This window comes from Roseateles sp. (genome assembly GCF_039595295.1).
Classification (GTDB): Bacteria; Pseudomonadota; Gammaproteobacteria; order Burkholderiales; family Burkholderiaceae_C; genus Roseateles.
Map to the genome: position 1 here is coordinate 1 of NZ_JBCNLU010000066.1, position 12,022 is coordinate 12,022.

10 protein-coding genes are annotated in these 12,022 nt (G+C 69.7%); 8 read left to right on the top strand and 2 right to left on the bottom strand.

What is annotated here, in order from left to right; genetic code table 11:
• From ABDW59_RS23755 to ABDW59_RS23775, 5 genes are all read left to right on the top strand, one after another.
• Positions 1 to 309, top strand: a 309-nt coding sequence (locus tag ABDW59_RS23755) for a DUF2271 domain-containing protein (protein ID WP_343633813.1), incomplete at its 5' end; no start/stop codon positions are given.
• 32 nt (positions 310 to 341) lie between these two features.
• Positions 342 to 1,226, top strand: coding sequence for a DUF4198 domain-containing protein (locus ABDW59_RS23760; protein ID WP_343633815.1), 885 nt, complete (start codon positions 342 to 344; stop codon positions 1,224 to 1,226).
• 4 nt (positions 1,227 to 1,230) lie between these two features.
• Entirely contained in the window at positions 1,231 to 2,370 is a 1,140-nt protein-coding gene (locus ABDW59_RS23765) for an FAD:protein FMN transferase (RefSeq protein ID WP_343633817.1), read from the top strand.
• Positions 2,370 to 3,881, top strand: coding sequence for a sulfite reductase subunit alpha (locus ABDW59_RS23770; RefSeq protein WP_343633819.1), 1,512 nt, complete (start codon positions 2,370 to 2,372; stop codon positions 3,879 to 3,881). Before ABDW59_RS23765 ends, ABDW59_RS23770 begins: the two co-directional genes overlap by 1 nt.
• 352 nt (positions 3,882 to 4,233) lie before the next feature.
• A complete protein-coding gene (locus ABDW59_RS23775) occupies positions 4,234 to 4,662 on the top strand; it encodes an SWIB/MDM2 domain-containing protein (protein ID WP_343633829.1) in 429 nt (142 codons plus the stop codon).
• A 121-nt stretch (positions 4,663 to 4,783) separates the two neighbouring features.
• Here ABDW59_RS23775 and ABDW59_RS23780 read toward each other — a convergent pair whose 3' ends face one another.
• Complete coding sequence (locus ABDW59_RS23780; RefSeq protein ID WP_343633821.1) at positions 4,784 to 5,164, bottom strand: response regulator; 381 nt, start codon at positions 5,162 to 5,164, stop codon at positions 4,784 to 4,786.
• A gap of 348 nt (positions 5,165 to 5,512) precedes the next feature.
• Here ABDW59_RS23780 and ABDW59_RS23785 point away from each other — a divergent pair, with 348 nt between their 5' ends.
• On the top strand, positions 5,513 to 6,304 hold the full coding sequence (locus ABDW59_RS23785) for an MHFG family PEP-CTERM protein (protein ID WP_343633823.1): 792 nt from the start codon (positions 5,513 to 5,515) through the stop codon (positions 6,302 to 6,304).
• A gap of 39 nt (positions 6,305 to 6,343) precedes the next feature.
• On the opposite strand, the gene uvrA is transcribed toward ABDW59_RS23785, so the two are convergent.
• Complete coding sequence (gene uvrA / locus ABDW59_RS23790) at positions 6,344 to 9,220, bottom strand: excinuclease ABC subunit UvrA (protein WP_343633831.1); 2,877 nt, start codon at positions 9,218 to 9,220, stop codon at positions 6,344 to 6,346.
• Between the two features lie 343 nt (positions 9,221 to 9,563).
• On the opposite strand from uvrA, the gene ABDW59_RS23795 reads away from it, so the two are divergent.
• Positions 9,564 to 11,549 carry an EAL domain-containing protein gene (locus tag ABDW59_RS23795; RefSeq protein ID WP_343633825.1) on the top strand — a complete coding sequence of 662 codons (1,986 nt, stop codon included), beginning with the start codon at positions 9,564 to 9,566 and terminating at the stop codon, positions 11,547 to 11,549.
• 204 nt (positions 11,550 to 11,753) lie between these two features.
• Positions 11,754 to 11,936 (top strand): hypothetical protein, encoded by a 183-nt coding sequence (locus ABDW59_RS23800; protein ID WP_343633827.1) that lies wholly within the window; start codon positions 11,754 to 11,756, stop codon positions 11,934 to 11,936.
• Positions 11,937 to 12,022 lie beyond the last annotated feature (86 nt).

The following is a 12,022-nucleotide window of genomic DNA, read 5'->3' on the forward strand; positions in this document are numbered from 1 at the left end:
GCCGGCACCAAGTGGGTGAAGGACATGCGCCAGTGGTGGCGCCAGGGCGGCCGCGCGCTGACGCTGCCGGCCGACGGCGTGTCCGCCGCCACGCGCGCCCCCGGCGAGCATGCGATCACGCTGGACAGCAGCGCCGCGCTCAACGCGCTGCCCCCGGGCAAGTACGAACTGGTGGTCGAGTCCAGCCGCGAAGCCGGCGGCCGTGAAGTGCAGCGCCTGCCGCTGACCTGGCCGGTGAAGGCCGCGCAGACCGTCAAGGTGCAGGGCGAGCATGAGCTCGGCGCCCTGGAACTGAGCGCCAAGCCCTGATCGCCCGCCACGCCACGTCAAGGAGCAACCCCATGAGCATCGACAAGATCTCCCTGAACGCCACCACCGCCGCGTCCGTCCGCGCGACGGCCTTCCCGATGAAGCGTCTGGCGCCGCTGGCGCTGGCCCTGGCCGCGCTGCTGCCGCTGAGCGCGCAGGCCCACATGACTTGGCTGCTGCCCAATAAGGCGGCCTTCGACGGCAAGGAGCCGGTCGCGTCTTTCGACGCCGCGGTGTCCGAGGACCTCTTCAACTTCGAGCGCGCGCTCAAGATCGAGACGCTGCGCGTGACCGGTCCGGACGGCAAGCTGGTCGAGGCCGAGAACCGCAGCGCCGCGCGTCACCGCGAGAGCTTCGACGTCAAGCTGACGCAGGACGGCACCTATCGCGTGAGCAACGTCAGCGCCTCGGTGATGGGCTCGTACAAGCTGGGCGGCGAGACCAAGCGCTTCCGCGGGACGATGGAGTCGCTGGCCAAGGACGTGCCGGCCGGCGCCGAGATCACCGGCCTGACGGTGATGTCCAATCGCCAGCAGACCTTCGTCAGCAAGGATGAGCCGGGCAAGGTCGCGTTCGCGCCGGAAGGCGACGGCCTGGAGCTGCTGCCGCTAGGCCCGGTCACCGACCTGAGCCATGGCGACAAGACCAAGTTCCGCCTGGTGCTGGACGGCAAGCCGTCCGCCGGCACGCAGATCAAGCTGCTGCGCGAAGGCAACCGCTACCGCTACAAGATGGGCGAGGTCGATCTGAAGACGGACGCCAACGGCGAGTTCACCGTCGAATGGACCGAGCCGGGCCGCTACTTCGTGGGCGCCGCCAGCGGCCCCGCGCGCGGTCCCGACGCGCCGGCCGGCACGCGTGAAGCGCCGGTCAAGCGCGCCAGCGTCAGCGCGACCTTCGAAGTCCTGCCCAAGTGAGCGGATGCTGAACGTGGACGGCGGCCCGAACGCGGGCTCCGCGCCGACGATCGCGACGGGCGCGGCGGTTGGCCAGCACGAGGCGCTCGAGCCCCGCGTGCTGGTGCCGCTGCGCATCGTCGGCGAGCCGCCGGCGCTGGGCCAGCCGGTGCATGCGCTGAGCGGCGAGACGATGGGCACGACCTGGGCGGTGCGCTTCATCGGACCGGCGGGGCTGCGCACCGGCGCGATCGAGGACGCCGTCGTTCACGTCTGCGACGAGGTCATCGCGCAGATGAGCGGCTGGATCGAGGAGTCCGATCTGAGCCGCTTCAATCGCGCGGCGGCGGGCACGACCCAGCCGCTGCCCAACGGATTCGCGACGGTGCTGGAGGCGGCGCTGCGCATCGCCGCGGCCAGCGGCGGCGCCTACGACCCGACCGCCGGCGCGCTGGTCGCGCTGTGGGGCTTCGGTCCCTCGGGTGCGACCGCGATCGCGCCGCGTCACGACGCGCCCGGCTTCCGGCCCCCCACGGCTGAGGCCTGCGCCGATGCGCATTGCGGCTGGGCCTCGCTGGACTGGGATGAGCAGCGTCATCGCCTCACGCAGCCGGGCGGCGCGACGCTGGACCTGTCCGCGATCGCGAAGGGCTATGCGGTCGACCGTGTGTCGGCGCTGCTGATCAAGCTCGGCCTTCCGGATCACCTGGTCGAGATCGGCGGCGAGCTGCGCGGCGCTGGGCTGAAGCCGGACGGCCAGCCCTGGTGGGTGGACATCGAGCCGCCCGAGTCGGATTGCGGACTGGCTCCGCTGCGGTTGGCGCTGCACGGCCTGTCGGTCGCGACCTCGGGCGACTACCGCAAGTGCTTCGCCGATGCCGACGGGAAACGGCGCTCCCACACCCTCGACCCGCGCACGCGGCGTCCGGTGGAGCACGGTCTGGCTTCGGTCACCGTCGTGCACGAGAGCGCGATGTGGGCGGACGGCTGGTCGACCGCGCTGATGGTGCTGGGGCCGGACGAGGGTCTGGCCTTGGCGGATCGGCTCGGTCTCGCGGCGCTTCTTGTGAGGCGGGTCGAGTCGCCGGCGGCGCATGGCGAGCGTCCGGCGAGGGTGATCTATGAAGAGCGCTTCTCGGCGGCGATGCAAGAGTTGATGGTGTGATGGTGATGTCTCGACCCGCGATGGCGCTGCTGCTGATCGCGCTCTATCTATTGATGTGCGGCGCCGTGTGGGCGCGCCAGCGTCGCCGGCTGCGACAGGCGGCCGAGGAAGCCGCCGCGCTGCTGCCCGCCGCCGATGCCGGTCCGCCGGTGCTGGTGCTGCATGCCAGCCAGACCGGTCAGGCCGAGGAGATCGCCTGGCAGACGGCACGCTCGCTGCACCTGGCCGGGATGCCGGTGCGGGTCGCGGCGCTGGGCGAGATCGACCGCGCCGCGCTGATGAGCGCGCGGCATGCGCTGTTCATCGCCAGCACCCATGGCGAAGGCGACGCGCCCGACAGCGCCGCCGCCTTCGCGAGCGATCTGATGGCGGCATCGACATCGGCACCGGGACCATCGTCGTCGAGCGCGGCAGCTTCAGACGCGGTCGGTGCCGAGGACCGAGATGGTGCGATCGAGCTATCCGGCCTGCAGATCGGCGTGCTCGCGCTGGGCGATTCGACCTACTCGCACTTCTGCGGCTTCGGGCGCGCGCTCGACGCGTGGCTGCGCGAGCGCGGCGCTCATCCGATGTTCGAGCGCATCGATGTCGATCGCTCCGACCCTCAGGCCCTCGAGCACTGGCGGCAACGGCTGAGCCATTTCGCCGGCACGGCCGACCTTGCCGAATGGGAGGCGCCGGTCTTCACCGAATGGCGGCTGAGTGCGCGCCGGCATCTGAATCCGGGCAGCCAGGGCGGCCCGGTGTTTCACCTCGAACTGGTGCCGGCGGACGGCAGCCCGCTGCCGAGCTGGGAAGCCGGCGATCTGGTGCAGGTCGAGATCGCCTCGATGGCGCGCGAGGCCGAAGGCCGCGCCGATCACGTCGATGGCACCGATGACGACGCGCATCGACCGCGCGAGTACACGATCTCCTCGCTCCCGTCCGACGGACGCGTCGAGCTGATGGTGCGTCGCACGACGCGCGAGGACGGCTCACCGGGACTCGCCTCGGGCCTGCTGACCGAGCGCCTGCCGCTGGATGGACGCGTCGCGCTGCGACTGCGCGCGCACGCGAGCTTCCGCATCGGCGCGAACGTCGACCGTCCGCTGATCCTCATCGGCAACGGGACCGGGCTGGCCGGACTGCGCGCGCATCTGAAGGCACGTGCTGTCGCGATGAGCGCGACGAACGCCGCCCTCGCGCCGGCCTGGCTGCTCTTCGGCGAACGGCAATCGGCGCACGACGCGCATTACCGCGATGAGATCGAGACCTGGCAACGCGACGGCCTGATCGCTCACGCAGATTGGGCCTTCTCGCGCGATCAGACGGAGCGCGTCCATGTGCAGCATCTGCTCGCGCGTCACGCGTCGCGGCTGCGCGAGTGGATCGCCGATGACGCCGCGCTCTACGTCTGCGGCAGCCTGCAAGGGATGGCCGGCGCGGTCGATGCGGTGCTCAGGGAAACCCTCGGTGAGGCCGAGGTCGACGCCCTGATCCGGCACGGCCGATACCGACGCGACGTCTACTGATCACGGTCGCCGTCACCTCGCTCGACGCGTCGATCGCGGTCGATCTCGCGTCCGATCACGCTGCCGATCGAGTCCTGCGTGACGCATCGCCGCTGTGAGGCGGATGAGGCCCATCACCACGACGAACGCGTCGAGCGCGCGTCGACGGCTCCTTCAAACCCGCTGACTGATGCGCGCCTGCGACAAAGCGGGGGTTCGGCGTTGACTTCCGGGATGTTTTCACTCTCGTGGAGCCTTCTCAATGAAGAAGGTGCGCAGTACCATTGCCCGCGCAGGGTGCCAACGAGTACCGAAGGCGTCAGACCTTCACCAGTGCCCCGCACATCAACAACCCTTGATGGAGAGAATCGAAATGGCAACTGCGAAGAAGGCCGCGCCCGCCAAGAAGGCGGCGGCTCCTGCGAAGAAGGCGGCCCCGGCAAAGAAGGCCGCCGCTCCGGCGAAGAAGGCGGCGGCACCGGCGAAGAAGGCCGCGCCGGCGAAGAAGGCGGCGGCTCCTGCGAAGAAGGCCGCCGCTCCCGCGAAGAAGCGCACGCCCAACGCCGCCTTCATGAAGGCCCTGACCCCCAGCCCTGCGCTGGCCGCGATCGTCGGCGACAAGCCGCTGCCGCGCACCGACGTGGTGAAGAAGGTCTGGGAATACATCAAGAAGCACAAGCTTCAGGACGAGGCGCAGAAGCGCGTCATCAACGCCGACGCCAAGCTGAAGGACATCTTCGGCAAGGCCAAGGCCGACATGTTCGAGATGACCCGGCTCATCAACAGCCACCTGAAGGATTGATCGCGGCGGGCCCACCGGCCCGCTTCGCGCTCAGGACAAGGCCCGCCACGCGCGGGCTTTTTTGCGTCCGTGATCACGGACGCCGCCGCGGTGATGCGTCCGCGATCGCGGACGGCGACGGTCAGAGCCGCTCGAGCGCCGCGCGCAGCTGGCGCACGTCGATGGGCTTGAGCCAGTAATCCTTGAAGCCCGCGTCGCGCGCGCGCTGGCGCTGGTCGTCCATCACGTCGGCGGACAGCGCGATGCAACGCAGCGGAGCGAGCCGCTCGTCGGCGCGCAGCTTCGCCATCAGCTGCAGGCCGTTCATGTCGGGCAGGTTCATGTCCATCAGCACCAGCGTGGGCATCACGCGGGGCAGCATCTCGAGTGCCTGCGCGCCGGTCTCGGCGACATGCAGCGTCCAGTCGGGCATGAGGCGGAACACCTCTTCCATCAGCACGATGTTGATGCGGTCGTCCTCGACATAGAGGACGTGGCGGGACGAATCGGCGGTGGACGACATGGCGGACGGCGGCTGGGGAGAGCGCACGATACCAGCGAAATCCGCGCGATGTCAGCGTTGTCCCTGCCGCCGTCGGCGACTCCGGCGCCGCCCGCGCGCCAGACGTTCGACACGGACACGCAGCGTGCGCCAGCGCGCCGATCCGTATCAATTCGTGCGAACTGTGATGGTGCCGTGACAAAAACCACGGGCCGCGACACCCCTGGCTGAGGGGGACGGGGAGGGTCGCGTGGGATCCGCTTCCTACACTGGCGGCACGTTCCGAAACATCCGCAATGGATGCTCACGAGAACGACACCGGCAAAGCCTGACCCCTTCGAACAGGCGCCCGGACAACAGAGAAACGACATGTCGTTGGTGGCCACGCTCGCGTTGGCTGCGTCCACCGTGACGCTGCCGAACTGCTCCTGGGACAAGCCCGGGGTGAATCCCTTCATGGGCGATCTGGTCGCGGCCGTCGATCGCTACAAGGACATCCCGGCGGCGACCCGCGAGAAGCTCAAAGCCCGCATGCAGACGCGCCAGTACGACGAGATCGTCGACATCCATCGCGACAGCATCGTCGGCCGCTACGACTACGGCAGCGACATCCGCGACATGCACTTCGGCGCCGGCTCCGTCTGCAAGACGGTCACGCGCACGAAGTGGACCGAGCAGACGCTGGAGCGTGGTCTGGTCTATTGCGAGGACGGCCAGTGCATCCTCGTGCCGACCGTGTGCCGCAACGTCAGCCGCATCACGCGCGGCCCGCTCAAGCCCGCGGCCGCGGGCGGCGCGCCGACGGCCAAGCAGGAAGACGGTCCGCTGATGTTCGAGCCCCCGGGCGCGGGTGCGCCGGACGCGGGCGCCGGTGATCCGGGCAGCTTCGCGCGCACGGCGGGCGTCCCCACGGCCAGCTCCGGTGAGAGCCTCATCACCGCGCCCAACCCGAGCACGGGCGGCGGTGGCGGTGTCGTCGGACCGGGTCCGAGCGTCGGTGGCCCCGGCATCGTCACGCTGCCCCAGGTGCCGCAAGGCGGCGGTGGCGGCGTCATCATCCCGCCGGTCACCGGCGTGCCGGAACCGCAGACTTGGCTGATGTTCATCGCCGGTCTGGGGGCCTTGGCCGTCGCGGTCCGGCGTCGCCGCGTGACGCGCTGATCGTCGCGCCCGCCGCGTGCGGGTCTGAACGCTTGCGCCTCAGCCGCGCGCGAGCAACGGCTTCAGATAGCGACCGGTGAAGCTGGCCTCGCAGGCCGCGACGTCCTCGGGCGTGCCCGCCACCAGCAGCTGACCGCCGCCGGAGCCGCCCTCCGGTCCCATGTCGATCAGCCAGTCCGCCGTTTTGATGACGTCCAGGTTGTGCTCGATGATCACGATGGTGTTGCCCGCGTCGCGCAGCTGGTGCAGGACCTTGAGCAGCAGGGCGATGTCTGCGAAGTGCAGGCCGGTCGTCGGTTCATCCAGGATGTACAGGGTGCGACCGGTGTCGCGCTTGGACAGCTCCAGCGCCAGCTTGACCCGCTGCGCCTCGCCGCCCGACAGCGTCGTCGCGCTCTGCCCCAGCTTCACGTAGCCCAGGCCCACGTCCATCAGTGTCTGCAGCTTGCGCGCCAGCGTCGGCACCGCGCTGAAGAAGGCCAACGCGTCCTCCACCGTCAGCCCCAGCACCTCCGAGATGTTCTTGCCCTTGTAGAGCACCTCCAGCGTCTCGCGGTTGTAGCGCTTGCCGCCGCAGGTGTCGCAGGGGACGTAGACGTCGGGCAGGAAGTGCATCTCCACCTTGAGCACGCCGTCGCCCTGGCAGGACTCGCAGCGGCCGCCGGCCACGTTGAAGCTGAAGCGGCCCGCGCCGTAGCCGCGCTCGCGCGCGGTGGGCATCTCGGCGAAGAGCTCGCGGATCGGCGTGAACAGACCCGTGTAGGTCGCCGGGTTGGAACGCGGCGTGCGGCCGATGGGCGATTGGTCGACGTTGATGACCTTGTCGAAGGCGTCCATGCCGTCGATCTCGTCGTGCTCGGCCGGCTCGGCATGGCTCTGATAGAGCTTGCGCGCGACGGCGGCGTACAGCGTGTCGTTCACCAGCGTGCTCTTGCCGGAGCCCGACACCCCGGTCACGCAGGTCAGCAGCCCGACCGGGAACTCGACGGTCACGCCCTTGAGGTTGTTGCCGCGCGCGTTGACGATCTTGAGCGTGCGCGGATCGGCGCTGTCGCTCAGCGCATGGCGCTGCTTCGGGACCTCGATGCGCTCGACGCCGCTCAGATAGCGGCCGGTCGAGGACTCGAGGTTGGCCGCGACCTCGTCCGGCGTGCCCTGCGCCATGATGCGGCCGCCGTGCACGCCCGCGCCCGGTCCCAGGTCCAGCACGTGGTCGGCGGCGCGGATCGCGTCCTCGTCGTGCTCCACGACCAGCACCGAGTTGCCCAGGTCGCGCAGCCGCCTCAGCGTCGCGATCAGCCGGTCGTTGTCGCGCTGATGCAGCCCGATGCTGGGCTCGTCCAGCACGTACATCACGCCGGTCAGGCCCGAGCCGATCTGCGAGGCCAGCCGGATGCGCTGCGCCTCGCCGCCCGACAGCGTGTCGGCACTGCGGTCCAGGCTCAGGTAGTTGAGGCCGACGTCGTTCAGGAAGTGCAGGCGCGAGGCGATCTCACGAATCACCTTGTCGGCGATCTCCGCTTTCGCGCCCTTGAGCTTCAGCCTCTCGAAGTACTGCAGCGCCTCGCGCAGCGTGGCGTGCTCGACTTCATAGATGGGCTTGCCGCGCTCACCGTCGGCGGCGTCGGCCGGTTGCAGCAGCACGTTGCGCGCCTCGCGGCGCAGGCGCGAGCCCTCGCACTGGGTGCAGGGCTTGGCGCTCTGGTAACGGGAGAGCTCCTCCCGCACCGCCGACGAATCCGTCTCGCGGAAGCGTCGCGTGAGGTTGGGGAGGATGCCTTCGAACGGATGCGAGCGCTTGACGCTGCGCTTGCGGCCGTTGGCGCCCTCGGCCTCGTAGGTGAAGCTGATCTCCTCCTCGCCGGAGCCCTGCAGCAGCACGGTGCGCGCCTGCTCGGGCAGCTCCTCAAAGGGGAGTTCGATGTCGAAGTGGTAATGCTTGGCGACCGACTCCAGCATCGAGAACGTGTACGCGTTGCGGCGGTCCCAGCCCTTGACCGCGCCGCTGGCCAGGCTCAGCGTCGGGAAGGCGACCACGCGCTCCGGATCGAAGACGGTGACCAGGCCCAGGCCCTCGCACGCGGGACAGGCGCCCACGGGCGAGTTGAACGAGAACAGCCGCGGCTCCAGTTCCGGCAGTGAGTAGCTGCAGATCGGGCAGGCGAACTTGCTGGAGTAGACGGTCTCCGTCTCGCGGTCCATGTCCAGCACCAGCGCGCGGCCCTCGGCCAGGCGCAGCGCGGCCTCGAAGCTCTCGGCCAGGCGCTGGCGCAGCGTGTCGGCGCTGTCGTGGCGCAGCTTGACGCGGTCCACGACCACGTCGATGTCGTGCTTCTCGGCCTTCTTCAGCGCGGGCAGGTCCGGCACTTCGACGGTCTTGCCGTCGACGCGGAAGCGCACGTAGCCCTGGGCCTGCAGGTCCTGGAAGAGCTCGATGAACTCGCCCTTGCGGTCGCGCACGACCGGCGCCAGCACCATCAGCCGCGACTCGTCCGGCATGGCCAGCACGGCGTCCACCATCTGGCCCACGCTCTGCGCTTCCAGCGGCAGGTGATGGTCGGGACAGAACGGCGTGCCGGCGCGGGCGTAGAGCAGGCGCAGGTAGTCGTGGATCTCGGTGACCGTGCCGACGGTGGAGCGCGGGTTGTGGCTGGTGGCCTTCTGCTCGATGGAGATCGCCGGGGACAGGCCCTCGATGACGTCGACCTCGGGCTTGTCCATCAGCTGCAGGAACTGGCGCGCGTAGGCGGACAGGCTCTCGACGTAGCGGCGCTGACCTTCGGCGTACAGGGTGTCGAACGCCAGCGAGGACTTGCCCGAGCCCGACAGCCCGGTGATGACGACCAGCTGGTTGCGGGGGAGGTCGACGTCGATGTTCTTGAGGTTGTGGGTGCGCGCGCCGCGCACGCGGATCATGGGCTGCTCGGCCGCGGCCCGGCCGATCGCCTGGCCCAGATAGGTCCCGGACGCGCTGGGAGCGGCGTCGAGGGCGGAGGCGTCGGGGGGCGGAACTTTCGTGGACATGGGGCCGGGAGACAGCTGGAGGCGAACTCGCCATGATAGGGCCCCGGCACTTTTCGCGCCCATTTCTCCCGACACCCCATGGCAGGGGGATCGCCGGGATCGTGGGCGGGGGAATCCTGAAATCCTGCTCGGGAGGGCCCTCTTGAGGATGAGGCATCCGCGCCCTCGAGGTGCAGAATCTTGGCCCATCCTTCCCGTCCCGCGCGGTCCCCCTCATTTCCCCCGCCAGATCCCTTTGATCAAGCTCAAAGCCCCTTCGCTGTCGCTGCGCAGCGTGATCCTGCTCGCGGTGGTGATCGGAATCGCGGCGCCGGCGCTGGTGCTGCTCCTGTTCAGCGACGCGCTGATCAAGCGCAGTCTGGAGCCGGTGCTGGAGGGCCAGCGCGCCGCCGTCATCACGCTGGCCGCCAACGGCCTGGCCGAGCCGCTGTGGACCGTCGACGGCCCGGCGGTGGACCGGGCGCTGGACCAACTGCTGTCCGACGTGAACGTCTGCGGCGTGGAGCTCAGCGAGGAACGCCCCGAGACCCCCGACATCGTCCGTGCCAAGTGCAGCCCGGAATGGCCGACGGTGACCCTGGCCGCGATGATCCGCCGCGACGGTCAGGTGCTGGGCAGCCTGCGGGTGCACTTCGACGACGCCGCCCAGCAGCGCATGCTGGACGAGGGCCGGCGCCAGACCGCGTCCATCGTCGCGGCGCAGGTGCTGGTGGGCGTGGTGGTGGTGCTGCTGGTCTTCTACCTGCGCATGGTCCGCCCGATCGACCGGCTCAAGCGTCTGGCCAGCGCGATCGCGCAACGTCAGCCGGTGCCTCGTCTGCGCTGGAACCGCAAGGACGAGCTGGGTCAGCTGGGCGTGCATCTGGACGAGATGGGTCAGCAGATCGCCGGCCTGCTCGCCGACATGGAAAGCAAGAACGCCCAGCTGCATCAGCTGGCGATGTACGACCACCTGACCGGCCTGCCCAACCGCACGCTGTTCCGCGAGGTTTTCATGCATGAGGCGGCGGTGGCGCGGCGCGACCAGACCCACTTGGCGCTGCTGTTCGTCGACCTGGACCGCTTCAAGGCGATCAACGATTCGCTGGGCCACGCGGCCGGCGACCGCATGCTGCTGCAAGCCAGCGAGCGCCTGCGCCAGGCGGTGCGCGAGTCCGACCTCGCCTGCCGCGTCAGCGGCGACGAATTCCTGCTGCTGATGCGCGATTCCAGCGAGCACGTCGCCCACGCGGCCCAGCGCCTGATCGAGGCCCTGAACGCGCCGCTGCAGCTGGAGGGCGGCGTGGCGAGCGTCTCCGCGAGCGTGGGCATCGCGCTCTACCCGCGCGACGGCGAGGACTTCGACACCCTCGTGCGTCACGCCGACCTGGCGATGTACCGGGCCAAGCAGATGGGGCGCTCGCGCTACAGCTTCTTCCAGCAGGACATGGATGCGGCGGCGGTCGAGCGGCTGGAGCTGGAACGGGAGCTCGCTCTGGCGCTGGAGCGCGACGAACTGCTGTTGCATTACCAAGCCGTGGTCGACGCTCGCAGCGGCGAGTGGCGCGCGCTGGAGGCGCTCGTGCGCTGGCAGCATCCGCAGCGCGGGCTGGTCATGCCGGGCCAGTTCATCGAGCTGGCCGAGGAGACCGGGCAGATCCTGGACCTGGGCTGGTGCACGATCGAGCAGGCCTGCGGGCAGCTGGCGCGCTGGAAGCAGGTCGGCCGCCATCCGGGGCCGATCGCGATCAACCTGTCGGCGCTGCAGTTCCGGGAGCCGCGACTGGCCGAGCGCATCGCCGAGATCATGGCCCGCCACGGCGTCGGCCCGGGCGAGCTCGCCATCGAGCTGACCGAGAGCACCCTGCTGACCGACACGGAGACCGTGGTGCAGACGCTGACGCGGCTCAAGGAGCTGGGGCTGACGCTGTCGGTGGACGACTTCGGGACCGGTTATTCGTCGCTGGCCTATCTGAAGCTGCTGCGGCCGGCGCGTCTGAAGATCGACCGGGCCTTCGTCCGCGACCTGCCGGCCAGCGCCGACGACCGCGCGCTGGTGCAGGCCATGATGGGCATGGCCCAGGCGCTGGGCATCGACGTGGTGGCCGAGGGCGTCGAGACCGAGGCGCAGCGCGACGCGCTGCTGGAGCTGGGCTGCTGGCAGCAGCAGGGCTATCTGTATTGCCGGCCGCAGCCGGCTCAGGCGCTGGAGCCGCGACTCGGCCCCTGGCCGCAGGCCTGATCCCTTCAGCTCATGGGGCGGGTCATGCCCCTGTCATCGTCGGAGGCGGGGGCACCCCCTAACTTCCATCCATGCCCGGCAAAGGCATTTCGGCGCGTGTTTGCGGCAGTTCGTCGCCTGGCCGTGGCGACGGCGGAACCGTCGGCGCAAAGTCCAGCCTGTCACGAATCCAGTACAGGACCACACGCCGCAAGGGAGACCGCCATGAACGACGCCGCCAAGACCTTCATCACCGCACTCGCCGCCGTGGCCAGTGCCGCCGTCATCGCGCTGTGCCTGGCCGATGGCAGCGAGGCGGTGCGGCATCTCCCCGCGGGCGGACAACACTGGGCCGAGCAGACCATGCCGGGACCTCAGGCCGATCAGGCCAGCAAGCCACGGGGCTGACATGACCCGTGCGCCTGCGCTCCGATAGACGCCACGCTTCCCCCCCGGCATTTCACGAAGCCCGCCCGACCAGCGGGCTTCTTTTT

What these genes read in the sequence shown, in the direction of transcription:
- ABDW59_RS23760 (WP_343633815.1), top strand. Translation starts at nt 342, where the DNA reads ATGAGCATCGACAAGATCTCCCTGAACGCCACCACCGCCGCGTCCGTC.
- ABDW59_RS23765 (WP_343633817.1), top strand. Translation starts at nt 1,231, where the DNA reads ATGCTGAACGTGGACGGCGGCCCGAACGCGGGCTCCGCGCCGACGATC.
- ABDW59_RS23770 (WP_343633819.1), top strand. Translation starts at nt 2,370, where the DNA reads ATGGTGATGTCTCGACCCGCGATGGCGCTGCTGCTGATCGCGCTCTAT.
- ABDW59_RS23775 (WP_343633829.1), top strand. Translation starts at nt 4,234, where the DNA reads ATGGCAACTGCGAAGAAGGCCGCGCCCGCCAAGAAGGCGGCGGCTCCT.
- ABDW59_RS23780 (WP_343633821.1), bottom strand. Translation starts at nt 5,164, where the DNA reads ATGTCGTCCACCGCCGATTCGTCCCGCCACGTCCTCTATGTCGAGGAC.
- ABDW59_RS23785 (WP_343633823.1), top strand. Translation starts at nt 5,513, where the DNA reads ATGTCGTTGGTGGCCACGCTCGCGTTGGCTGCGTCCACCGTGACGCTG.
- uvrA (WP_343633831.1), bottom strand. Translation starts at nt 9,220, where the DNA reads ATGATCCGCGTGCGCGGCGCGCGCACCCACAACCTCAAGAACATCGAC.
- ABDW59_RS23800 (WP_343633827.1), top strand. Translation starts at nt 11,754, where the DNA reads ATGAACGACGCCGCCAAGACCTTCATCACCGCACTCGCCGCCGTGGCC.